General features: G+C 73.8%; 10 protein-coding genes. All 10 read right to left on the minus strand.

The annotated features are described in order from the left end of the window. Nucleotides 1–39 precede the first annotated feature (39 nt). Nucleotides 40–5,622 carry an SDR family NAD(P)-dependent oxidoreductase gene (locus ACFXPK_RS05585; RefSeq protein WP_385072062.1) on the minus strand — a complete coding sequence of 1,861 codons (5,583 nt, stop codon included), beginning with the start codon at nt 5,620–5,622 and terminating at the stop codon, nt 40–42. Between the two features lie 24 nt (nt 5,623–5,646). Further along, nucleotides 5,647–15,591 (minus strand): type I polyketide synthase, encoded by a 9,945-nt coding sequence (locus tag ACFXPK_RS05590; protein ID WP_385071959.1) that lies wholly within the window; start codon nt 15,589–15,591, stop codon nt 5,647–5,649. A gap of 365 nt (nt 15,592–15,956) precedes the next feature. Then, nucleotides 15,957–16,529: a response regulator transcription factor gene (locus ACFXPK_RS05595; RefSeq protein ID WP_385002588.1), complete on the minus strand. Its 573-nt coding sequence runs from the start codon at nt 16,527–16,529 to the stop codon at nt 15,957–15,959. A gap of 152 nt (nt 16,530–16,681) precedes the next feature. Beyond that, nucleotides 16,682–16,855, minus strand: coding sequence for a hypothetical protein (locus ACFXPK_RS05600; RefSeq protein WP_385071962.1), 174 nt, complete (start codon nt 16,853–16,855; stop codon nt 16,682–16,684). 91 nt (nt 16,856–16,946) lie between these two features. Continuing rightward, the gene (locus ACFXPK_RS05605; RefSeq protein WP_385071965.1) at nt 16,947–18,653 is read right to left on the minus strand and encodes a LuxR C-terminal-related transcriptional regulator; all 1,707 of its coding nucleotides are present in this window, start codon (nt 18,651–18,653) and stop codon (nt 16,947–16,949) included. Nucleotides 18,654–18,814: 161 nt separating this feature from the next. After that, nucleotides 18,815–19,675: a 3-hydroxybutyryl-CoA dehydrogenase gene (locus ACFXPK_RS05610; protein ID WP_385071967.1), complete on the minus strand. Its 861-nt coding sequence runs from the start codon at nt 19,673–19,675 to the stop codon at nt 18,815–18,817. Continuing rightward, nucleotides 19,672–20,682, minus strand: a complete 1,011-nt coding sequence (locus ACFXPK_RS05615; protein ID WP_385071969.1) for a 3-oxoacyl-ACP synthase III family protein — start codon at nt 20,680–20,682, stop codon at nt 19,672–19,674. The genes ACFXPK_RS05610 and ACFXPK_RS05615 overlap by 4 nt, the downstream gene beginning before the upstream one ends. Nucleotides 20,683–20,687: 5 nt before the next feature. After that, complete coding sequence (ccrA, locus tag ACFXPK_RS05620) at nt 20,688–22,061, minus strand: crotonyl-CoA carboxylase/reductase (protein ID WP_385071971.1); 1,374 nt, start codon at nt 22,059–22,061, stop codon at nt 20,688–20,690. A gap of 179 nt (nt 22,062–22,240) precedes the next feature. After that, nucleotides 22,241–23,395 carry a transposase domain-containing protein gene (locus ACFXPK_RS05625; RefSeq protein ID WP_385071974.1) on the minus strand — a complete coding sequence of 385 codons (1,155 nt, stop codon included), beginning with the start codon at nt 23,393–23,395 and terminating at the stop codon, nt 22,241–22,243. Between the two features lie 210 nt (nt 23,396–23,605). Next, entirely contained in the window at nt 23,606–25,198 is a 1,593-nt protein-coding gene (locus ACFXPK_RS05630) for a LuxR C-terminal-related transcriptional regulator (RefSeq protein WP_385071976.1), read from the minus strand. Nucleotides 25,199–25,635 lie beyond the last annotated feature (437 nt).

Genomic DNA, 25,635 nt, shown 5'->3' on the forward strand with positions numbered 1-25,635 from the left:
GCGAGATAGTCGCGGAGTTTGGCGTTCTCATCCATCGGTTCAGGCTCCCAATTGCTTGTCGACGAACTGGAACAGCTCTTCGGTGGAGGAAAGTTGCAGTTGCTCCGTCACTTCGTCCCCGGACGTCTCCGCCGGGGCTTCTCCCCCGGGGGCGAGGAGCGCCCTGATCCGCTCGGTGACCCGTGCGCGTACCGCGTCGTCCGGATCGAGCCGCGACAGGATGTCCGCCACCTTGTCGAGGTCTCCCAGCACCCTTTCGAGCGTCTCCGCCTCGGTCTGCACCAGTGCGCCGCGCAGATGGTGGGCGAGGGCGAGCGGGGTGGGATGGTCGAAGGTGAGGGTGGCGGGCAGGCGCAACCCGGTGACCTGCGAGAGCCGGTTGCGCAGCTCCACGGCGGTGAGCGAGTCGAAGCCGAGCGCGCTGAACGGCTTGGTCACCTCCAGTCCGGCCGCGCGGGCGTGGCCGAGGACGGTGGCGACCTGTCCGGTCACCAACTCGACCAGCTCACGGGTCTGTTCCCCTTCGGGCAGGGTGTCGAGCCGACGGCGCAGGGCGTCGGCGCCGCTCTGGGCCGTGCCGCCGTGCGCGGTCCTGCGGGTCGCGGTTCCCGTGGTGACCAGGGAGCTGAGCAGCGGCGGGACCGCGCCGGGGCCGGTGCCCGTGCCCGGTCCGGAGCCCGCCGCCTCCGTCAGCCTGGCGAGGTCCAGTTTCACCGGCACCACCACCGGCAGGTCGTGCGCCAGGGCCGCGTCGAACAGCGCCAGGCCCTCGTCGGCCGTCATGGCGGTCACGCCGCCCCGTGCGAACCGTTCCCGGTCCGTCTCGGTCAGGTCGCCGGTCAGCCCGCTGCCCTTGCCCCACCAGCCCCACGCCAGGGAGACACCGGGCAGCCCGGCCGCCCGGCGCGAGGTCACCAGGGCGTCGACGGCGGCGTTGGCCGCCGCGTAGTTGGCCTGCCCCGGGGTGCCGAGGACTCCGGCCGCCGAGGAGAAGACCGCGAACATCCTCAGGTCGGCGTGGCGGGTGAGGGCGTCGAGATGGCCGAGCGCGTCCGTCTTCGGGGCGAACACCCGCCGTATCCGCTCGGCGTCCAGGGCCGGGACGACCCCGTCGTCCAGGGCGCCCGCGCAGTGCACGACGCCGGTGAGCGGACGGTCGGCGGGGACGGCCGCCAGCAGTTCCGCCAGCGCCTCGCGGTCGGTCACATCGCAGGCGCGGATCTCCGTACCGGCGCCGAGGGCCGCCAGTTCGGCCCGTAGCGCCTCGGCTCCTTCGGCGGCCGGGCCGCGCCGGCCGGCCAGCACCAGGTTCCGTACGCCGTACCGTTCCACGAGATGCCGGGCCACCAGGGAGCCCAGATCGCCCGTTCCGCCGGTGACCAGTACGGTCCCGGCCGGGTCGAGGGCGACGCTGCCCGTGGGCCCCGCCGTGACACGGGCGAGACGGGCGGCCCGTAAACCTCCGTCACGGAGGGCGAGTTGGGGTTCTCCGGTGGCCAGTGCCCCGGCCAGCAGGGGTACGGTCGCCCCGGCGTCCGGGTCGAGGTCCAGGAGGGTGATCCGGCCGGGGTTCTCGGAGTGTGCGGAGCGCACCAGACCCCAGACGGCGGCGGCGCCCGCGTCCACCGGCGCGCCGGGGTCCGCCGCCACCCCGCCGGAGGTCACCACGAGGAGCCGGGAGTCGGCGCACGCCTTCTCGGCCAGCCAGCCCTGCACCGTCTCCAGCGCCGCACACGCGCTCGCCCGCGCACCCGCCGGGTCGGCGCCGCCCGGGGCGCACCACACCACCACTTCGGGCTCCCTGCCCGCCAGTTCGGCCGGTGCGGCGAAGGCCGTGAGTCCCAGGCCGTGGCGGTCCTCGCCCAGCAGCACCCAGGCTCCGTCCGGCTCCGTCGCGCCGGGTTCCGGTGTCCCGGCCCCGGGTGGCGCGGTCGCCACGGGTACCCAGTCCAGCCGGAACAGGTCGTCCGCGTGCCGGGGCCGGGTCGTCAACTCACCGGTGGGCAGCGGCCGTAGCGTCAGTCCGGCCACGGAGAGGACCGGGCCGCCGGCCGGGTCGGCGACCTCGACCCGCAGGACCCCCGGTTCGGCGGCGGTGATCGTGACGCGGACCCGGGCCGCGCCCACCGCGTGCAGCCGCACCCCCGACCAGACGAAGGGGAGCCAGGGCACGCCGGACTCGATGCCGGGCACGGCGCCGCTGAGCACCACCGCGTGGAGTACGGCGTCCAGCAGCGCCGGGTGCACCCCGAACCCGGCGGCCCCGGTACGGCCCTCCTCGTTCAGGGCGACCTCGGCGAAGGTCTCCTCGCCGCGGCGCCACACCGCCTCCAGGCCGCGGAAGACCGGCCCGTACTCCAGACCGCGGGCCGCGAAGTCCTCGTACACACCGCCCACCGGAACCGCTTCCGCACCCGCCGGAGGCCATACGTCCACGGTGTCCGCGGGAGCGGTGCCGGGCCGGGCCAGAAGGCCGGTGGCGTGGGTGGTCCAGGGGCCGTCGTCCCGCTGGGCCCGCGCGTACAGGGTCAGCGGCCTGCTGCCGGTCTCCTCGGGCTCGCCCACGGTGATCCGTACGAACGACGCCCCCGTCCCGGCCAGCACGAGCGGCACCTGGATGACCAGCTCCTCCAGGTCCGGGCAGCCGGCCTCGTCACCGGCCCGGATGGCCATCTCGACCAGCGCCGCCCCGGGCACCACCACCTCACCGAGCACCCGGTGCCCGGCCAGCCAGGGCTGGTCCTGTACGGAGAGCCGTCCGCTGACCACCACCCCACCGGAGTCCGGGAGTTCGACCACGGCGCCCAACAGCGGGTGGGCGCCCGTCGCGGTCAGTCCGTACGCCGCCACGTCGCCCGTGGCGCCGCCGCCGGACAGCCAGTACCGCTCGCGCTGGAAGGCGTACGTCGGGAGCGCCACCGTCCGCAGTCCGCGCCCGGCGAACAGCGCGCCCCAGTCCACCCGCACCCCGCACACCGACAGATGCCCCGCCGACAGCAGGAAGCGGTCCAGGCCCCCTTCGTCCCGGCGCAGGGTGCCACCGGTCACGGCGGTGGCGCCCGTTCCCGCGGCGATGTCCTCCACGGCCGCCGTGATCACCGGGTGCGGGCTGACCTCGACGAACGTGTCGAAGCCCCGCTCCATCAACGACCGCACCACCGGCTCGAACCGCACCGGCTCCCGCAGATTCCGGTACCAGTACGCCGCGTCCAGCTCGGAGCCGTCGACCAGCTCACCCGTCACCGTCGAGAAGAACGGCACCCCGCCCGACCGCGGCACCACCGGCGCGAGCACGTCCAGCAGCTCCTTCTGGATCTCCTCGACATGGGCGGAGTGGGAGGCGAAGGAGACGGGGATCTGTCGGGCGCGTACGGAGGACTCCGCGCACCAGGCGAGCAGTTCGGGCAGGGCGTCCGCGTCGCCCGCGATCACCACGGCGGAGGGGCCGTTGACCGCCGCGACGGTCAGCCGGCCGTCCCAGCGCGCGAGCCCTTCCTCCGCCTCGGCGACGGGCAGCGCGACCGACACCAGGCCGCCGCGTCCCGCGAGCCGCATCAGCAGCCCGCTCCGCAGGGCGACCACCCGCGCGGCGTCCTCCAGCGACAGCACACCCGCCACACAGGCGGCGGCGATCTCGCCCTGGGAGTGGCCCACCACCATCTCGGGCTCCACCCCCGCCGCCCGCCACTGCGCCGCCAACGACACCATCACCGCGAACAGCACCGGCTGCACGACATCGTCCCGGGTGAGGTCCGGGGCGCCGGCCACCCCGCGCAGCACATCGAGCACCGACCAGCCCACCAGGGGCCGCAGCGCCTCCTCGCACTCCAGCAGCCGGTTCCGGAAGACCTCGGACGACTCGGCCAACTCCAGTGCCATGCCGCCCCACTGAGAGCCCTGACCGGGGAAGACGAAGACCACCCGGCCGCCGTCGACCGTCACCGGGGACTCCTCCGTGGTCACCACACCGGCGGCCGGTTCCCCTCGTCCGAGTGCGGCCAGCCCCGACAGCAACGCCTCCCGGTCACGGCCCACCACCACCGCACGGTGGTCGAGCCTGGCCCGGCCGACCGCCAGCGACCGGCCCACCTCACCCGGGCCCAGCTCTGGCCGCTCCCGTACGTACCGCTCCAACCGCTCCGCCTGCGCCCGCAGACCCGCCGCCGAACCGCCCGACACCACCCACGGCACCACGTCCGGGTCCTCGGCCGTGGTGGGCGCCTCGGTGGGCGCCGGGGCCTGCTCCACCACCACATGCGCGTTGGTGCCGCTCACACCGAACGACGACACCGCCGCCCGCCTCGGCCGGTCCACCACCGGCCATGCCCGCTCCTCCGTCAGCAGGGAGACCGCACCCGCCGACCAGTCGACGTGCGGGCTGGGCGCGTCGACATGCAGTGTTTTCGGGAGCAGGCCGTGGCGCATCGCCAGCACCATCTTGATCACGCCCGCCACCCCGGCCGCCGCCTGGGTGTGACCCATGTTCGACTTGAGCGAGCCGAGCCAGAGCGGCCGGTCCGCGGGGCGGTCCTGGCCGTAGGTGGCCAGCAGCGCCTGCGCCTCGATCGGGTCGCCCAGTGTGGTGCCCGTACCGTGGGCCTCGACGGCGTCCACTTGGTCGGGGGTGAGCCGGGCGTTGGCGAGCGCGCGCTCGATCACCCGTTGCTGGGAAGGGCCGTTGGGCGCGGTCAGCCCGTTCGAGGCGCCGTCCTGGTTCACCGCGCTTCCCCGGATCACCGCCAGCACCTCGTGTCCGTTGCGCTCCGCGTCGGACAGCCGCTCCAGCAGGACCAGCCCCACACCCTCCGAGAAGTTCGTCCCGTCGGCCGCCGCCGCGAACGCCTTGCACCGGCCGTCACGGGCCAGACCGCGCTGCCGGCTGAAGGCGATGAACGGGGTGGGGGTCGCCATGATCGTGACACCGCCCGCCAGGGCGAGGGTGCAGTCGCCCGCGCGCAGCGACTGGCACGCGAGGTGCATCGCCACCAGCGAGGACGAGCACGCCGTGTCCACGGTCACCGCGGGCCCCTCCAGGCCCAGCGCGTACGCGACCCGGCCCGAGATCACCGAGGAGAATCCGCCGGTGGGAATGTATCCCTCGACCTCGGCGGAGGAATGCGCCGTGAGCAGGGTGCTGTAGTCGTGTTCGTAACTTCCCGTGAAGACGCCGGTCGAGGTGGCGCGCAATGCGGCCGGATCGATTCCGGCCCGTTCCAGGGTCTCCCACGCGGTTTCCAGGACAAGGCGTTGCTGCGGGTCGGTGGCGATGGCCTCGCGCGGGCTGATGTTGAAGAAGGCGGCGTCGAAATCACCGGCGTCGTGGAGGAATCCGCCCTGACGGCCGTAGCTCTTGCCCTGGGCGTCCGGGTCCGGGTCGTAGAGCGTCTCCAGGTCCCAGCCGCGGTCGGTGGGGTAGCCGGAGATCACGTCCCGCTCCTCGCTGACCAGCCGCCACAGGTCGTCCGGCGACTCGACTCCCCCGGGGTAGCGGCAGCCCATGCCGACGATCGCGACCGGTTCGAAACGGTCCGACTCGACCTCGCGCAGCCGCTGACGGGCACGGCGCAGGTCGGCGGTCACGCGGCGCAGATAATCCCGGAGTTTCTCTTCGTCCGACATCAGAAACGACCATCCTCACGTTGAAGGTCAGGAGATTCCGAACTCGTTCTCGATGACGTCGAATATCTCGTCGTCCGTCGCGGAGCTGAGATCGTCGTCGGATCCGTCCGGCGAACCGTTCTCCGTCGTCCCGCGCCATTTCCACAGCAGACCTTCGAGGCGTTTCGCGATCGCGCCGCCGCGTGCGGTGTCCGCGGAGAGCGCGGACAGCGCCTGGTCGAGGCGGTCGATGTCCCGGAGTACGTTCTGTGCGACGTCGGCGGCGCGCGGGCTGAGCTGGGTGTGCAGGTGGGTGGCGAGCGCGGTGGGTGTGGGGTGGTCGAAGACCAGGGTGGGGGAGAGCCGCAGCCGGGTCGCCGCGGTGAGCCGGTTGCGCAGTTCGACGGCGGTGAGGGAGTCGAAGCCGATCTCCTTGAAGGCGTGCGCCGGGGTGATGGTGTCGGGCGTCGGGTGGCCGAGGACGGTGGCGGCGTGGCTCCGTACCAGACCGAGGAGGTAGTGGTGCTGTTCCTCGGACGAGAGCCTGACCAGCTCGTCGGCGAGCCCGTCGCGACCGCTGCTTCCGGCACCGTTTCCGTTGCTGTTGCCGTTCCCGTTGCCGGTGGTGGCCGCCGTACGCCGGGTGTGGACGCCCGGCAGGGCGCGCAGCAGGGCCGGGACGGCGGCGGGGTCGTCGGGCGGTGTGAGCGGTGACGGCAGCAGGAAGGGCTGGTCGAGCCGGAGCGCGGTGTCGAGGAGGGCGAGGGCGTGGTCGGTGGCGAGCGGGGTGATCCCGGCGTGGCTGATGACGCGCCGCCGCTGGCCGGTGTCGAGATGGCCGGTCATGCCGCTGGCCTCCTCCCACAGCCCCCAGGCGAGCGAGGCGGCGGGGAGCCCGGCGGTGCGCCGGTGGGCGGCGAGGGCATCGAGGAAGGCGTTGGCCGCCGCGTAGTTGGCCTGTCCGGCGCTGCCCAGGGTGGCGGTGGCCGAGGAGAACAGGACGAACGCGGCCAGGTCGAGCCCCTCGGTGGCCCGGTGCAGGTTCCAGGCGGCGTCGACCTTGGGCCGGAAGACCGTGTCGACCTGGCGCGGGGTGAGGTTCGCCAGGGTGCTGTCGTCGAGTGTGCCCGCCGCGTGGACGACCGCGGTGAGGGGATGGCCGGCGGGCACCGCGTCGAGCAGGGACGCGAGGGCGTCCGCGTCGGCGGCGTCGCAGGCGGAGATGGTGACCTGGGCTCCGAGCGCGGTCAGTTCGGTACGGAGTCCGTCCGCACCGGCGGCGTCCGGGCCGCTGCGGCTGGTCAGCAGGAGGTGGCGGACACCGTGCCGGGTGACGAGGTGGCGGGCGACGAGTCCGCCGAGGGTGCCGGTGCCTCCGGTGATCAGTACGGTGCCGGCCGGATCGAGCGCGGGCGGCAGGGTGAGGGTGATCTTGCCGATGTGCCGGGCCAGGCTGAAGTGGCGCAGGGCGTGGCGTGCTTGGGAGAGCGGCCAGGTCGTGACCGGCAGGGGGCGCAGCGTGCCGTCGGCGAAGAGACGCGCGAGGTCGGCGAAGAGGGCGCCGATCCGGTCGGGACCGAGGTCCAGCAGGTCGAAGGAGCGGTAGAGGAGGCCGGGGTGGCCGGCGGTGACCTCGTCCGCGTCACGGATGTCGGTCTTGCCCATCTCGATGAACCGGCCGTGGGGCGCGAGCAGTCGCAGGGAGGCGTCGACGGCCTCGTGGGCCAGGGAGTTGAGGACGATGTCCAGCCCCTCGGGGGCGTGGGCGAGGAAGTCCTGCTCGAAGTCGAGGGTGCGCGAGGAGGCGATGTGGTCGTCGTCCAGCCCGAGGGCGCGCAGGGTGTCCCACTTCGTGGGGGACGCGGTGGCGTAGATCTCGGCGCCGAAGTGCCGGGCGAGCTGGACGGCGGCCATGCCGACGCCGCCGGTGGCGGTGTGGATCAGGATCTTGTCCCCGGGCCGGATCCGGGCGAGGTCGGTCAGGGCGTGGTAGGCGGTGAGGAAGGCGGCGGGGACGGTGGCGGCCTGGGTGAAGGACCAGCCGTCGGGGATACGGGTGACCAGCCGGTGGTCGGTGACGCGGACCGGGCCGATGCCGCCGACGGTGGACATGCCCATCACCCGGTCCCCCGGGGCCAGTGCGGTGACCTCGGCGCCGACCTCGGTGACGGTGCCCGCCTCTTCGCCGCCGATCGGCACCTTGATCGGGACGAGGCCCAACGACACCATGACGTCACGGAAGTTGAGTCCGGCGGCGCGTACGGCGATCCGTATCTCCCGGGGTCCCAGCGGTCCGGTGCGCTCCTCGGAAGCGGCCAGGACCACCTGGTCGAGGGTGCCGCCGCGGCCGGACGCCTCAAGGTGCCAGTCGTCGGTGCCCGTGGGCGGGACGAGGGCGCCGTCCGCGGTCGCCGGGGTGAGCCGGGCCACGGCGGCCTGGCCTTCGCGCAGGGCGAGTTGGTTCTCCCCGGCGGCGAGGGCGGCGGCGACCGCGGTGGGCAGCGCCTCGGCGGACAGGGGGTGGTGGTCGGTGTCGAGCAGCAGGAACTGGCCGGAGTTCTCCGTCTGCGCGCACCGGACCAGACCCCAGACGGCGGCGTCGGCCAGGTGGGCGGGTGGGGCGCCCGCGACAGAGGTGGAGACGGCGTGGGTGGTGACGAGGACCAGGGTGGCGGCCTCGTAGTGGGGTGTGGCCTGCCAATGCTGGAGCAGGCGCAGAACGGTGGTGGTGCGGCCCGCGGTACGGGCGGGCAGGCCCCGGCCCGCGCCGCTCCCGTCCCCGTCCGCGCTGTTCTCCGCCTCGCCATTCGGCGCTTCGCCGTTCTCCGCGTCCGGTTCGGGCGCGGGCAGGAAAGCGATCACCACGTCGGGGACGGCCGCGCCGGATTCCGGGGAACCTTCCGCCACGCCCGCGTCGAGTGCGGCCGTGAGAGCGGCGAGGTCCGTGTGGCGGGTGAGGGTGGGACCGGAGGTCCTGGGGAGGTTCGCGTACGGGCCGGGGCCGGTGTCGAGGCCGGGGCCCGGGGCGCCGAGCAGCGCGAGGTGCCGTATCCCGGTGGCCGGGGACGGTCCGTCCAGCGGCAGCGGATGCCAGTCGAGCTGGAACAGGGAGCGCCGGATGTCGTGTTCGGCGGTCAGCCCGCCGGTGTCCAGGTGCCGCAGGGTGAGGGTGTCCACGGTGACGACGGGCCGGCCGGCCGGGTCGCTCGCCGTGAGCCGGACGGTGTGGTCGCCCGTCGGTGTGAGATGGACGCGGAGGGTGTCGGCGTCGGTGGCGTGCAGCTGAACGCCGTCCCAGGAGAAGGGCAGTTCGATCCCGCCCGTGGCGTCCCCGGCGCCCTCGGCCGCTCCGGTGTGTCCGGGGGTGAGGAAGAGCGCGTGGAGGGCCGCGTCCAGCAGCGCGGGGTGGATCCCGAAGCCGCCGATGGCGGCTTCGGCCCCGAGGCGTACGTCGGCGTACAGGGTGGTGCCCCGGCGCCACGCGGTCCGCAGGTTGCGGAAGGCGGGACCGTAGTCGTAGCCGCGCTCCGCGAGCCCCGGGTAGAGGCCGTCGACCGGTACCGGCTCGGCCCCGGCGGGCGGCCACGCCTCGCCCTCCGTCTCGGTCCCGGCCGGGGCGGGCGCCCCGGCGGCGGTGGTGAGGGTGCCGGTGGCGTGGTGGGTCCAGGGCCGTCCCGGGTCGGTGGTCCGCGGCCGGGAGTGGATCTCGACGCGCCGCCGCTCGCCGCCCTCCGTGGCGGCGTCCCGATCGGGCGGTGTCACGGTGAGGTGGAGGTGGACGGGCGCCTCGCCGTCGAGGATCAGCGGTGCGTGCAGGGTCAGTTCCTCCAGCGCCGGGCAGCCGGTGGCGGTGCCCGCGTGGAGGGCGAGATCGAGGTACGCGGTGGCGGGCAGCAGCGGGGTGCGGGTGACGGCGTGGTCGGCCAGCCAGGGCGTGGCGCCGGTGCTCAGGACGCCGGTGGCGTGCCAGGTGCCGTCGGGCAGATGGCTTGCGCTCGCCAGCAGGGGATGTTCGGCGCTCTGGAGCCCGAGCCCGGTCGCGTCGGTGAGGACGGGCGCGGAGGTGAGCCAGTGGCGCTGTCGCTGGAAGGGGTACGTGGGCAGGTCGGGCGTCACGGACGGGTGCGCGGCGGGCTCGCCGGGCCGGGTGAGCGCCTGGCGCCACTCCACCGGCGCGCCGTGTGCGTACGCCGTGGCCAGGGAGTTCAGGAACTGCGGCCACCGGCCCGCGTCCCGGCGCAGGCTCGCGACGGCGACCGCGCCGGGGCCGTCGGTGGCGCCGTCGGTACCGGCGGCGTGCAGGATGTGCTGGATGCTGGGGATCAGTACGGGGTGCGGGCTGGTCTCGACGTACAGGCCGTGCCCGTCGTCGACCAGTTGGCGCAGGGTGGAGTGGAAGAGGACCGGGCTGGTCAGGTTCTCGTACCAGTACGCGCCGGTGAGCGCGGTGGTGTCGAGCAGGCCGCCGGTGACGGTCGAGTAGAAGGGCACGTCGGCCGCGGTGGGGCGCACCGGTTCCAGAAGCCCGGCCAACTCCTCGCGCAGCACCGCCATATGGGGGGTGTGGGAGGCGTAGTCGACGGGGATCGCCTTGGCGTCGATGTCGTGGGCCGCGCAGTGGGCGAGGAGTTCGGCGAGCGCGTCGGTGTCACCGGCGACGACCGTGGTGGCCGGACCGTTGACCGCCGCCAGGTGCAGCCCCGGCCGGCCGGCGATCAGGGCGCGTGCCCGGTCGGCGGAGACCGGTACGGACGCCATCCCGCCCGTTCCGGCCACCCGGGAGAGGGACTTGGAGCGCAGGGCGACGATCCGGGCGGCGTCGTCCAGGGTGAGGGCGCCGGCGACATGGGCGGCGGCGATCTCGCCCTGGGAGTGTCCGATCACCGCGTCGGGTTCGACGCCGTGGGCGCGCCAGAGGGCGGCCAGGCCGACCATGACCGCGAACAGCGCGGGCTGGACGACATCGACCCGGTCCAGCCCCGGCGCACCGGGCCGCCCGCGCAGCACGTCGAGCAACCGCCAGTCGGTGTAGGGCTCCAGGGCCCGGGCGCAGGCGTCCATCCGTTCGGCGAAGAGCGGTGAGTCGCGCAGCAGTCCGGCGGCCATGCCGGCCCACTGGGGGCCCTGGCCGGGGAAGACGAACACGGTCCTGGCGGTGCCGGCGCCCGCGGCGACACCGGTGATCACGCCGGGGGCCGCCGCCGCGTCGGTGAGGGCGTCCAGGCCGGCCGTCAGGCTCGCGGTGTCCTGGCCGAGGACGACCGCGCGGTGCTCGAAGTGGGACCGGCCGGTCGCCAGGGCGAGGGCCACCTCCCCGGGTTCGGTGCCCGTCGGCTCCGTGTCCGGGCCCGCATCGGGTCGGGACCGTACCCAGGAGGCCAGTTGACCGCTCCGGGCTGCCAGCGCCTCCGGGGCGCGTCCCGAGACCACCCACGCCGTCGCCGGGCCGGCCTCCTCGGACCATACGCGGGTGGTGGCCCCGGGGCCGGGATCCGCCGGGCCCGGCGCCACGGGCCCGGCGTCGGGGGCCTCCTCCAGCACCAGATGCGCGTTGGTGCCGCTGATGCCGAAGGAGGAGACCGCGGCGCGGCGCGGGCGTCCGGTGGCGGGCCAGGCCGTCTCCTCCGTCGCCAGCGCCACCGCGCCCGCCGACCAGTCGATGCGGGAGGACGGGGTGTCGACGTGGAGCGTGGGCGGTACGACGCCGTGGCGCATCGCCTGGACCATCTTGATGACGCCCGCGATCCCGGCGGCGGCCTGGGTGTGGCCGATGTTCGACTTCACCGAGCCCAGCAGCAGCGGCCGGTCCGCCGGGCGGTCCTGCCCGTACGTGGCCAGCAGCGCCTGCGCCTCGATCGGGTCGCCCAGCCGTGTCCCCGTACCGTGTGCCTCCACGACGTCGACCTCGGACGCCGCTACCCGGGCGTCCGCCAGCGCCTGCCGGATCACCCGGCGCTGCGAGGGCCCGTTGGGCGCCGTCAGTCCGTTGGACGCGCCGTCCTGGTTGACGGCGGAGCCGCGTACCACTCCGAGCACCCGGTGGCCCAGGCGCCGGGCGTCCGACAGCCGCTCCAGCAGCACCAGTCCGACGCCCTCGCCCCATCCGGTGCCGTCGGCGCCCTCGGCGAACGCCTTGCAGCGGCCGTCCTCCGAGAGCCCGCGCTGCCGGCTGAACTCGACGAAGATCCCCGGGGTCGACATCACCGTGACCCCGCCGGCCAGCGCCATCGCGCACTCGCCCGAGCGCAGGGCGCGGCTCGCGAGGTGCAGCGCCACCAGCGAGGACGAGCAGGCGGTGTCCACGGTCACGGCGGGACCTTCGAGGCCGAGGACGTAGGCGATGCGGCCCGAGAGCACACTGGAGGTGGTGCCCGTCAGGATGAAGCCGCCCTCGGTGCCCTCGGACGTCTCGTGCATCCGTGGCCCGTAGTCCTGGGCCATCGCGCCGACGAACACACCGACCTGTCCACCGCGCAGCGCACGCGGGTCCATCCCGCCCCGTTCGACCGTCTCCCACGCCACCTCCAGCAGCAGGCGCTGCTGCGGGTCGAGGGAGGCCGCCTCGCGCGGCGAGATGCCGAAGAATCCGGCGTCGAACCGGGTGGCGTCGTGCAGGAAGCCGCCCTTGCGGGTGTACGAGGTGCCCGCGTGGGCGGGGTCGGGATGGTAGAGCCCGTCGAGGTCCCACTCCCGGTCGGAGGGGAAGTCCGACAGTCCTTCGCCGCCCGCCGCGATCAGCTCCCAGAGCTGTTCGGGGGTGCGGACGTCCCCCGGGTAGCGGCAGCCCATCGAGACGATGGCGATGGGCTCGTCGGTGTCCGGCGCTGCGCTCTCCGGCCGTTCGGCGTACGCCTTCCGGGTGTCCGGAGCGCTGTCCGACGACGCGGTGTCCGCCGCTCCCTCCGCCGCGCCGAGCGCGCCGCGCAGATGGGCGACGACCTGGTCGGGGGTGGGGCAGTCGAAGATGAGGCCGGCGGGGAGGTTCAGCCCGGTGGCCGTGGAGAGCCGGCGGCCGAGTTCGGCTCCGCTCACGGAGTCCAGTCCGAGATCCTTGAACGTACGGTCCAACTCGACCGATCCGGGGCGCAGATGGCCGAGTACCGCGGCGGTCGCCCCCTGCACGAGACCGGCCAGGGAGGCGGGCGTACGGTCCACCGTGCCGCGCGTGGTGCCGCTGTCCACCGGTGTGTCCGGGGCGGGGGCGCCCGGCGCGACCAGGGTGTCCACCGCCGTGGTGGTGGTGTCCAGCCAGTGGCGTTCGCGCTGGAAGGCGTACGTGGGCAGGTCGACCCGGCGCGCGCCGCGGCCCGCCCAGTACGCCGTCCAGTCCACCGGCGTACCGTGCGCGTGGGCCCGCGCCAGGGACATCAGCATCCGGGTGCGGCCGGACTGCTCCCGGTGGAGGGAGCCGACCGCGAGCGCCGTGTCGCCCAGGGTCTCCTCGACGCTGAAGGTCAGCAGCGGATGGGGGCTGCTCTCGACGAACACGGTGTATCCGTCGGCGGCCAGCGCGCGGGTGGCGTCCTCGAACCGTACGGTGCGGGACAGATTCGCGTACCAGTAGGCGGCGTCGAGCCCGGCGGTGTCGAACAGGCCGCCGGTCAGCGTCGAGTAGAAGGGGATGTCGGAGCCGCGGGGCTCGATCGGCGCGAGCCGGGCCAGCAGCTCCTCGCGGACGGGCCCGACCCTGGGGGTGTGCGAGGCGTAGTCCACGGAGGGGATGGTCCTGGCCCTGATCCCCTTGGCCCGGTAGGCGGCCACCAGTTCCTCGGTCGCCGCGGGTTCCCCGGAGACGGTCGTCCGCGCGGGGCTGTTGATCCCCGCGATGCCGAGGCGGTCGCCGTACGCGGCCAGGTCCGCGCGTACCGCGTCGGCGGGGAGCGGGACCGTCGCCATACCGCCGGAACCGCTCAGCACACGGACGGCGTCGGCGCGTTGGGCCACGACGCGGGCGGCGTCGTCCAGTGAGAGCGCGCCGCACACGTAGGCGGCGGCGATCTCGCCCTGCGAGTGCCCGACCACCGCGTCGGGCTCCACGCCCAGCGCGCTCCAGGCGGCGGCCAGCGACACCATCATGGCGAAGAGCACGGGCTGCACGACATCGACCCGGTCGTACGACGGCGCTCCCTCGGCGCCGCGCAGCACGTCCAGCACGGACCAGCCGGTGTGGGGGGCGAGCGCGTCCGCGCACTCCTCCAGCCGGGCGCGGAACGCGGGTGAGGAGCGCAGCAGTTCGTCCGCCATGCCGGTCCACTGGCTGCCCTGGCCGGGGAAGACGAAGACCGTACGGCCGGTACCGGCCCGCCCGGTCATCACCTGGCCGGACTCCATGGCTCCGGGCCCCCCGCGCGCGAGGGTGTCGAGCGCGGCCAGTAGGTCGTCGCGGTTCTCCCCGAGGACGACCGCGCGGTGCTCGAACACGGAGCGCGTGGTGGTGAGGGAGAGCCCGATGTCCGCGGGCCGCGGCGCCGTACCGTTCTCCGTACGGTCCTTCACGAACTCCGCGAGGCGGGCGGCCTGCGCGGCCACGCCGGCCGCGCTGCGCGCCGACACCACCCACGGGAGCACACCGCACTCGGCGTCGGAGTCGGAGTCGGGGGCGGAGTCGGGTGTCCGGGCGGCGACGGGAACGGGGGCCGCACCGGCCGCCGGTGCGGAGGCCAGTACGAGATGGCAGTTGGTGCCGCCGACCCCGAACGACGAGACGCCCGCGAGCCGTTGACCGTCCTCCGCCCCGTCCGGCCAGGGCGTGAGGTGCTGTGCCATCCGCAGCTTCCACTCGGTGAGCGGGATCGCGGGCGAGGGCTCGGCGAAGTTGAGCGTGGGCGGTATCTCGCCCTCGCTGAGCGCCAGCGCCGTCTTGAGGAAGCCGACGATGCCCGCGGCGCCCTCCAGATGGCCGACGTTGGTCTTCGCCGACCCCAGCAGCACCGGCGGATCGCTCTCGGTGCGCGCCGCGCCGAGCACGGCGGCGACGGCGGACGCCTCGACCGGGTCGCCGACCTTGGTCCCGGTGCCGTGCAGCTCGACGTACCGCACCGCGCGCGGATCCACTCCGGCGCGCCGGTACGCGCTGCGCAGCACGGCGCTCTGGGCCTGTGCGCTGGGCGTGGTCAGGGTGGTGCTGGGTCCGTCGTTGTTCACGGCGCTGCCGCGGATGACGCAGTAGACACGGTCGTCGTCGGCGAGCGCGCGGGAGAGGGGCTTGAGGACGGCCATGGCGCCGCCCTCACCGCGTACGAACCCGTTGGCGCGGGCGTCGAAGGTGTAGCACCGGCCGTCCGGGGAGAGCGCGCCGAGCCGCGCGACGGTGAACGCGCTCTCCGCCACGAGGTTGAGGTTCACACCGCCCACGAGCGCGAGCGTGGACTCCCCCGCGCGCAGGCTGGCACAGGCGAGGTGCACGGCGACGAGCGAGGAGGACTGGCCGGAGTCGACCGTGAGGCTCGGGCCGTGCGCGCCGAGCACGTAGGAGAGCCGGTTGGCGATGAGGCCCCGGTGCAGCCCGGTGAGCGTGCGGTGGTCCGAAGTGTCCCGGCCATGGCGGTCGTTGAGGAGCGCGTAGTCGTCCCAGATCGCCCCGACGAAGACCGCGGTGCTGCTGCCGCGCAGCTCGGCCGGTATCCGGCCCGCGTCCTCCAGCGCCTCCCAGCCCAGCTCCAGCATAAGCCGCTGCTGCGGGTCCATGGCGGCGGCCTCGCGGGGCGAGATCCCGAAGAAGCGCGCGTCGAAGCCGGCGACGTCGTCGAGGAATCCGCCCCAGCGCGCGTCGGCCAGCGGCGCCGGCAGTGTGTCCGGGTCGAACCCCTCCGTCCGCCCCTCCCCCGCGCTGTGGCGGGCCGTGCTCCACCGTCCGGACGGAACCTGTGTGATGGCGCTCGTCCCGCTGCGGAGCAACGACCAGAACTCCCGGGGGCGGCCCGCTCCGGGCAGCCGGCAGGAGAGCCCGACGACGGCTATCGCCTCGTCGTGCGGCAGGTGTGTCTCAGACATCGCAGCTCCAGACAGTTCTGGGTGAACGCCGATCGTGAGTGTGCGAATGCCGATCCCCTCGGCAGCCGACCGGTTCGGTGCGCGCCATGACGGGCGGTCCCGGTTCGGGCCCTCAGGCAAGCACCACGGGAGACGGCGCGGCAACCTCGGCCGGGGGTGACTGCCTGTTCGTACCTCAACGTTGCCCATGTATCGCGGGCCGGGCCCGGAACCGTTCGTCCGTCCTTCACATGGCCGGCGCGCCGGCCATGTCCCACCGCTCGGCGGGGGTCCGGGCATGCCGGAACGGCTGAATCGCCGCAGTGGTGCGGGCAGGCGATTCAGCCGTGCGTCACGGGATCAGGTCGGCTCCGGACCAGGTCGGATCAGATCAGACCGGCCCTGATGGCGTACGACACCACATGGGTCCGATTCCTGAGATTGAGCTGTTTCATCAGACCGTAGAAGATGTTCTTGATCGTCCGCTCCGAGTAGGACAGTTCCTGGGAGATCTCGGCGATGGCGTGGCCTTCGGCCGCCAGTCGCAGCACATCGATCTCCCTGGCGGAAAGGCCGGAGGCGGTGAGCCCTCTCGGAGTGAGCACGTCGCATTGAACGCGACGCACGTGATCGACCAATCCGCCCTGTAAAGACGAAGGAAAGTCTGCCCATCCCTCATTGACCAGACGGATCACATGAACAAACCTGTCAGGAGTGAAATCGGAGCGCCAGAGCACCGCCCTCACCCCATATTCTGCCGCCATCGAATAATCGGCGTGCCAGCTATTGTCGACCACCAGACAGAAGCGGCTCGATGTAGTGTACAGCTTCCTCAGCAGGTCCATGGTGGCGGCATTTACGGTCTCCACCGCCACCACCATGACGTCGGCCTCCACCCCCGGTTCCGACTGGCTCAGAGCCAGATGCGGATTGGCCTCGATCGGACCGACCAGCCCCATGCATGTGATGGGATCTTCCGCATGGACCGCCACTCGTATTAACCCCAACGTTCCCCCCAGGTCGAATGGTCCTTCCACCGCACGCACCGTTACACGCATCGATATGCTTGCACGCTCACCGCAGGAATTTTCGACTCCGCCCCGGCCGAGGGCTAGTTGTAGGGAAAAATCACGCGAATCCCGAGGGGCGTGGCCATGCCCCCGCGCACACGGCCGACCAGCGGACCTTCCCCCATGTGAACCGACTGCGACAGCAATTTTCCAAACAGGTTACCGAATGCGATCTCCCCCGCCTCCTCCACGATATTCACCGGCGCGGGGGCCACGGAATACATTGTTCCGTCGTCGTGCGGTTCCGGTGGGCGGTCCTCCGGGCGGTCCGGCCGGCGGAACGTGCCGACGGTTCCGGTTACGGGATCACCGCGGGCAGCCGGACCGGACCAGTTCGGCCCGGTTCCTGATTCCGAGCTTCCGGTAGATCCGGGTGAGATGCTGCTCCACCGTGGAGACCGTGAGCGACAGCTCCTCGGCGATCAGCCGGTTGCTGCGGCCCGCCGCCGCCAGTCGCGCCACCCGCCGCTGACTGACCGTCAGCGGGTCCGGCGGACGCGGGTCCGGCCGGGCGGGGACCGGCGCCCCGCCGCCCGGGCCCCCGCCACCGGCCGCCCCGAGCGTGACACGGATCCGCTCGGCCAGCGCCGTCGCCCGGCACTCCCCCGCCGCCTCGGCCGCCTGGTCCAGCGCCTTGCGCGCGGCGCCCCTGTCCCGCGCCGCCAGCAGCGCCGTACCGGTGGCGTACAGGGTGCGCGCCCACTCCAGCCGGGCGCCGGCGATCTCGTGCGACCGGGCGGACTCGTGGAGCAGATCGAGCCGGAAGGGGGCGTCGGCGAGGGACGCGGCCCTGCGCAGACTGATCCCCAGGGCCCGGGGCGCGGCACAGGCGCGGGCGAGCCGCACCTCCTCCAGCGCGAGGGCGAGCGCGTCCGCCGGGCCGGGGCCGGGGAGGCCGTCGTAAACGGAGAGGCCGTCGTGAGCGGAGAGGCCGTCGAACCCGGCGCGGGCGGCGTGGGCGCGGGCGGCGCCCGAGCGCCAGCGGATCACCGTAGGACGGTCGACGTCCCAGGCGCGCAGGGCGCGTCCGCAGCGCAGGAAGTCGGCGAGCGCGGCACCGGTGCTGCCGCGTGCCAGCCTCAACTGGCCCCGGAGCGCGAGCTGATCGGCCCAGAGCAGACCGGTCGGGGGCGACGCGCCCTCCGGTGCGCCGTCGCGTGCGTCGCCGACGCCGTCGCGGGCGTCACCGACGCCGTCATCGGCGCCCGGGCCGGAGTCGTTCCCGTCCCCGTCCACGCCTGCGGTCCCGTCACCGTGTCCGGCCGCTCCGTCTCCGGCGATCAGCGCGTCGATCCCGCTCCTCATCAGCAGCGCGGACCGTCGCCACGGCCGGCCCTCCCCGGCCGGTACCGTGTCGAGGGCCGCGGTGATGTGGGCCCTGGCCGAGGGCAGTTGGCCCTGCCGGTACTCGGCGACGGCCAGCAGGACCAGGAACTCCGCCTGCCAGGCGTGGGCGTTGCCCCGGTCGGCCTCGCGGGCCAGCCGCAGACTCCAGGTGGCGGCGGTGGCGAGCCGGTCCGCGTGGAGCAGCGCCCGGATCGCCAGCAGGGCCGCGGGCGCGGATCGGCGTCCCCACTCCGTCGCGGAGAGGGCGTGTTCGGCGCGCGGGGCGATCTCGTACGCGGGCAGCCCCGCCAGCGCGCCGGACAGTGCGGCGGTGGCGGCCGTGGCGGGCCCGGCGGCCCGGACCTCCTCCCACGCCCCGGGCGCGGGTGGCGGCGGGGCCCCGTCGATTCCCGGGTGGTCGCAGCGCATCAGGGCGTGTACGGCGCGCAGGTCCTCCCGCGTCCGGCCACCGCCCGGGGCGCCGCCCGGTGTTCCGGGCGGCCTCTTCTCCCACTCCTCCAGGACGGCGAGCGTCCGCGTTCCGTGCCCCGCCGTGATCAGCCGTTCGGCGAGGCGGAGCACGGTCCACGGATCGTGTCCCTGGCGGAGGGCCGCTCCCAGCCGGGCGAGGCGTTCCCCGGGGCTGTCCAGGTCGGTCGTGACGCACGCGCGCCGCACCTCGGGCACCGGTGAACTCCCACTCCCCCGTCGGACCGGAACGTCCGCCAGAGAAACACACCGGGTGCGCGGGGGCAACCACGCCGCACGACGACTGCCCGTTCGTACCCGCCCCGTTGCCGAACCGTCCATGGACGGGATGCGGCGGACCTGGGGCGGACCGGCCCGTCTCAGGCGTAGGGGTGGAAGCCCTCGCCGCTCTTCTTGCCCAGGAACCCGCCTTCGATCATCCGCAGCAGCAGCGGCGGGGGCGCGTACAGCGGCTCCTTCAGCTCCTCGTGCAGGGACTCACCGATGGACGCGATCGTGTCGAGTCCGATCAGATCGATCAGTGCCAGCGGCCCCATCGGGTGGCCGCAGCCGAGCACCATGCCCCGGTCGATCGCCTCGGCGGTGGCCGCGCCCGATTCGAGCATCCGGACGGCCGACAGGAGGTACGGCACGAGCAGCGCGTTGACGACGAAGCCCGGCTGGTCCTGGCCCCGTACCACTTCCTTGCCGAGCGGCCCGGTGACGAAGGCGTCCACCCGCTCCAGGGTCTCCGGCCTGGTCCGCAGCGAGCCGATCAGCTCCACCAGCGGCATCATCGGGACGGGGTTGAAGAAGTGCGCGCCGGCCACCCGGCCCGGGTCCCGGGTGGCGCGCCCGAGTTTCATGATGGGGATGGAGGAGGTGTTCGACGCGAGGACGGCGTCCCGGTTCTCGACGATCTCGTCCAGCTCCGCGAAGACCTCCAGCTTGTCCTGGAGGCGTTCACTGACCGATTCGAGGACGAAGTCGTGGTCCCGCAGGTCCTTGAGGGAGGTGGAGAAGGAGACCCGCTCCAGGGCGGCGTCCCGTTCGCTCTCGCCGATCCGCCCTCTGCGCCGGGCCCGTTCGAGGGAGTTCACCAGCCGTCCCCTGCCCCGGTCCACGGCGTCCTCGCCGCGGACCACGACGGTCACGCCCAGCCCCGCGCGGGCGCAGACCTCGGCGAACCCCGAGCCCATCAGCCCGCATCCGACGACGCCGATCCGCTCGAAACCGCTCATGCCGGCCCCCCTGCGGGCGACCAGCGCAGCAGGCAGGCGCCCGCGGACATGCCGCCCCCGAACGCCGACAGCAGCACCAGATCACCGTCGATGATCTCCCCCGACCTGACGGCGTCGTCCAGGGCCACCGGTACGGAGGCGCTGCCCACGTTGCCGTACTTCTCGACGATCAGATGGGTGTGCGCGCCCGTCAGACCGCTGCGCTTGACGAGTTCGCCGAGCAGTACGCCGTTCGCCTGGTGCGGTACGAAGCAGTTGACCTCGTCGACACCGACCCCGGCGCGGCCGAGCAGCCGCTCCAGCATGGGCGGCACGTTGTCCATCACGAAGTCGCGGACGCCCCGGCCCTGCATGGTGAAGAAGTGCCCGCCCTCCGCGAGGGTCCGCTCGGAGGTCGGTGTCCGGCTGCCGCCCGCGTGCACCTTGATGAGGTCCTGTGCCTCCCCGTGGGTGCTCAGGTCGAGCGCGAGGACCCCGTACCCCTCGGCGACCTCGCCGACGACGACGGCCCCGGCCCCGTCGCCCAGCAGTACGGCGGTGCGCCGGTCGTCGTAGTCCAGGATGCGGGAGTAGACGTCGGCGCCGACCACCAGGGCGCGGCTGCCGGGGCGCGCGGTCACCAGCCCACGGGCCAGCTCGACGCCGTACACGAACCCGGCGCACACCGCGTTGATGTCGAAGCAGGCGGCGTCGTGGGCGCCGATGAGGTGCTGGACGATGCTGGCCGTGGGGGGCTGCGGGAAGTCTCCGGTCGAGGTCGACAGGATGATGTAGTCGATGTCGTCGGCGGTCAGAGCGGCCCGGTCCAGCGCGTCGAGCGCCGCCTTGGCCGCCAGGTCGGAGGTGGCCTCGTCCTCGGCGGCGTACCGCCGGCAGCGGATGGCGGTCTTCCGCTCGATCCACTCGGCGGTGATGTCCGGGACCATCGCGACGATCTCGTCGTTGGTCACCTCACGCTCGGGTACGTACGAGCCGGTGCCCAGGAACCCGATGGCACGTGGTGTCATCGCCCTCACCTCTCCTCTGCCGCGGCGTCGGTCGAGACCTCGGAACTTCCCTGGATCCACAGCGGGTTGAGCCGTTCCGCGCCGATCCGGGCGCGGAGTTCGGGGCGGGTGACGCCCAGGCCCGGTTCCGGCGCCATGCACAGGACGGCGACCTTCCCCCGGTGCGCGTTGGTCTGGACGAGCCGGGTCGCCTCGCCCACCTCTGCCAGCGGGTAGAGCGCGGACATCGTGGGCACGACGCGTCCCGCGTCGATGAGCCGGCCGCACTCCCACTGCTCCTGGAGGTTGGCGATATGGCTGCCGATGACCCGCTTCAGCTTCATCCAGAGGTAGCGGTTGTCGAAGACGTGGTGGTAGCCGGTGCTCGATCCGCAGGTCACGACGGTGCCGCCACGCCGTACGACGAAGACCGAGATCCCGAAGGTGGCGCGTCCCACATGCTCGAAGACGACGTCCGGATCGCGCCCGATGTGGCCGCGGATGATCGCGCCGAGCCGTTTGCCCGTCTCGATCACCCGGGCCGGGTCGTCGGACGGATCGTCGTCGAGGCCGATCTCGGAACGCTCGATGACGATGTCGCAGCCGAGCTTGCGCACGGCTTCCGCCTTGGCCGGCGAGCTGACCACGCCGATCGGAATGCCGCCGCCGTTCTTGACGAACTGCACGGCGTACGCGCCGAGTCCGCCCGCGGCGCCCCAGATCAGTACGGCGTCCCCCTGCTTGATCCTGGCGCCGTGCTCCCCGACGAGCATCCGGTAGGCCGTCCCGGCGCACAGGGTGTTGCAGGCGGCCTCCTCCCAGGTCAAGTGGCCTGGTTTGGGGATGAGTTGGCTTGCGCGTACGACGCAGTACTCGGCCAGTCCGCCGAAGTTGGTCTCGAACCCCCACGCCCGCTGTTCCGCGCCGAGCATTCCGTCGGCGTGTGTGGCGGCCTCCTGCTCGTCCACATGGGCGGGGCTGAGCACGACATGGTCGCCGATCCGCCAGCGCCGTACCCCCGACCCGATCCGCACGATCACACCGGCGCCGTCGGAGCCCACCACGTGGTACGGCTGGTCGTGCCGGGCGGCCCAGCCGCCCTGCCGCGCGAACTGCTCCAGGAAGCGGAAGGTCGAGACGGGCTCGAACATCGCCGACCACACGGTGTTGTAATTGACCGAGCTGGCCATGACGGCGACGACCACCTCGTCCGGCGCCAGCTCCGGCATGGGGACGGAACCGAGCCGCAGCGATTTCCGCACATCCTTGTCGGCCACGCCGCGGAACATGTCCGCGTCGTCCTTGCGGAGATGGGTGGCCAGATATTCCCGGGGCAGCGACAGCCGCTCGATCTTGTCGGGCGCCGCGCCGCCTATCAAGGCGTCAGCCAAAGAACTCATGGCCACCTCTTCTTCTCTTCGTGGTAGTCGAGGCTTTCGAGACGGTCGGGGCTGCCGGGATCCCTCCCGCTCCTTTTCGGAGACCGGGGAGACCGACGAGAACATTCCCGAGGCCCGAGAATTCCGGTGAGAAGCTATCGACGCGCCGTCGCCCCTGGCCAGCCCCTACACCTCCGAGGTCATGACTTAAGGGTTTCGGGGTGGGGCATCAGGGTCCGCAGGGCCTGGTAGACGCAGAGCAGCGCCCACAGCTCCTGGCGTACGCCGTCGGGCGTACGGGAGCGCAGGGCGCCGCCGGGCCTCTGGAGGTCGGCCCCGAGCGGGCGGCACAGGTCCGCGATCCGCCACCGGGCGGTGTAGCGGCGTACGAGCCACGGCGCCGGGGCCTCCACAGGGTCGAGGAGCGTGGTGATCAGCGCCGTGGGGCCGGGGGCGCCGGGGCCCTCAAGGGCGGGGTCGCGGGGCACGCGGTCGGCGAACAGGGGGTCGAGGAAGGTGGGGCCGAGCACCCGGACCGGCAGGCGCTCGCCGGCGCGGGCGCCGCGCAGTTCCGCCCGGTAGGTGCCGTCCGGGAGGCGTTCCCCGAGCGGCGGCGCCAGGGCCTCCGGCACCCCCCACAGCACCTGGGCGCCGCCGGCCACCGCCCGCTCGCACAGCGCGTACGTGGGGACGTCCCGCTCGACCAAGAGGAGCGTCCCGGGGCCGAGGCGGTCGAACAGCGCCTCCAGCAGGGGGCGTTCGCCGGTGTCGAGGGGGGCGAGGGCGGCGCCGAGCAGCGCGAGGCTGGCGCAGTCGGCGAGCACCACGAGCCGGGCCTGGGGACGTACGTCGCCGGCCGGTGTGCCGAATTCGGCCCGGTTGCGCGCGCTGGGCGGGAGGTCGACGACCGCGCTGCCGACGGCGACCGCGCGCAGCCCGCGCCCGGCCCCGGTCACCTCGTCGGGTCCGGCCGGGACGGCCCCGGCCAGGGCGGCGGCCCGTGCGGCGCCCTCGAAGAGGAGGCGCAGGGGCTCGCTGCCCAGCCGGGCCCTGGCCCGGGAGATCGCCCCGTCGGTCGGCACCGTGTCGCCGCACACGTAGGGCTCGCGCCCGCCCCAGCGCAGCCCGCCGAGGACGGTGCGCAGCACCCGCACATATCCGGCGTCCGGGTCCAGCCACATCGCCAGCACCAGATAGGCCGTCAGCCAGGCGGGCAGCGCCCGGTGGCGCCGCTCGCGCCGGCCCGCCTCCTCGACCGCGGCCCGTACCTCCGCACGCGGGAACACCGTCGTCAGCAACGCGATCGCCATGTGGTCCGCCAGCCGACCCGCTCCGGGCGTCCTCTCCTGGTCCACCGGTCCCCCCGCCTCCGTGTACGCCGTTAAGTCAACTCCCGATTCTGACAGTTTTGAGGGGTATGCAGAAGGTGATGGCGTGACGTATCGGAAACTGGTTCCCGCCGCGTTTCCCACCCGTGACAGCGCGATGCGGCACGGCGATTCGATATCACCGTGCCGCGCCGGTCCGGATGATTTCCGTGTACCGCGCCGCCTACCGGGCGGGACTTATCCGAGCGTTTCCCCGGAGATCCGTATCTCGCTTCTTTTCGCGATGTCGAGTTTCCGGTAGACCTGCGTCATGTGCTGTTCCACGGTGCTTTCGGTGAGGGAGAGCCGCGCCGCGATCTCCCGGTTGCCATGGCCCTGGACGGCCAGTTCCGCGACCCGCTGCTGGCGGGCCGTCAGGGTGGCGGTGTCGCGTACGGCCTTGCCGCACACCCGGCCGCCGGCCGCGGCGAGTTCCTGGCGTACGCGCTTCTCCAGCACCGGGGCGCCGCACGCGTGGGCGGCCTCGCACGCGGTGGCGAGGACGGCGCGGGCCGCCTTCCGGTCGCCGGCGCGGTGCTGCTCCCTGCCGATGAGACAGAGGGTGCGGGCCAGTTCGAGCCGGGCGCCCGCGGTCTCGTGCAGCCCGGCCGACTCCTGGAGGAGATCCATCCGGAACAGCGGGTCGGCCGCCGCGGCCGCCTCGCGCAGGCTGATCCCGAGCGCCCGGGGGGCCGCGCACTCCCGGGCGAGCCGGACCTCCGCGAGGGCGAGGGACAGCGCGGGGCCCCGGTTGCCCAGGGCTAGATGGGCGCGGGCGGCGCCGGAGCGCCAGGGGGTGACGGTCGGCCGGTCGGCGTCCCAGTCGCGGAGCGCGCGACCGCACCGTACGAAGTCCATGAGCGCCTCCGCCGGTCTGCCGCGCGCCAGCCGTGTCTCGCCCCGGAAGTACAGATGGTCCACCCACTGGAGGCTGTTGGGGGACGGCGCGCGGGGTACGGCGTCGGCGTGCCGGGGCGGTGTGTTGTGTCCGGGGACGCGGTCGGGCACGACGGTGTGTGCCGGGACGGACGGGGGCGCCGAAGACGCTGGGCGGCCGGTGAGGGCCAGGACCCTTCCGCGGGTCAACAGGGCTGTCAGGCGCCAGGGTTGGGCGTCCGCGCCGGGGACGAGGTCCAGGGCGGTGGAGAGACGGGAGCGGGCGACCGCCAACTCGCCCTGCCGGTGCGCGGCCATGGCGAGCAGGACCAGGAACTCGGCCCGTCGCTCGGGATCGCCGTCCCGTTCGGCGCGCGCGGCCAGCCGCCCGCTCCACGCGGCGGCGGCGCCGAGCCGGTCGGTGTGCAGCAGGGCCCGGACCGCGGCGGCGGCGGCCACCGTCGCGCCCCACGGGCCCGCCGGGACACGGAAGGCCGACGGGGCGAGGGCGGCCAGGGCGCGGTCGGCGCGGGGGGCGATCTCGTACGCCGGGAGGCCCGCCAGCACCCCGGCCCACGCGTCGGCCGCCGCGCGCACGGGCCCGTCGGCGAGGGCGCGCCCCCAGTCACCGGGCGCCGGGGCCCGGGGCGCGCCGCGCTCGCCGGGGTGTTCGCCCCTGACGAGCGTACGGAGCGCCCGTACGTCCCCGGCGGTGTCGTCGGCCGTACACGGATCGGCGCTCACCGCGTCGAGCAGGTCGAGAGCGGCGCCGCCCCGGCCCGAACGGGCCAGGATCACGGCGCGTGCCGTCGCCGCCTCCGGGCACCGGTCGACGGGCGCGGGCGCGGGCGCGGGCGCGGTGCGCGCGGCGGCGGGTGCCTCCAGCACCCCGGGTCCGGTCAGGACGGGCGGCATACGGGGACCCGGGGGATGATGGCCGTGGTGGGGTACGGGACGGTGTCGTCCCGTGGCCCCGGCGCGGCGGGGCGGCCGTGTCCTGTGTCGTCCATCGCGCAGCGCTCCTCCGGTCCCGACATGCCGAACAGCCTTGTGTGCAGGGGTCGTTCGTCCGCTCTCCGGGGTTTCGGAGTGCCGGTGGGAGGGTGCGCGCGGGCCTCACCGTGGACGGGTCCCAGAGAAACACCGCCGCGCGCGCCGACGCAACCACGACCGCGTTCCGTGCCTGTTCGTACCTCCACCCTTGCCCGAACATCGTGCGGGACCGGGCGCCGCCGGGGATCGCCCGCGGCCCGGGGCCGGGGGGGGGGGCGGGCGGGGGGGGGGGGGGGGCCGGCGCCGCGCCGACCGGGGCGCAGCCCCGGTGAGCCCCCCCCCGCCACCCGGGGGGGAGC

Source organism: Streptomyces sp. NPDC059142, assembly GCF_042755665.1.
Lineage (GTDB): Bacteria > Actinomycetota > Actinomycetes > Streptomycetales > Streptomycetaceae > Streptomyces.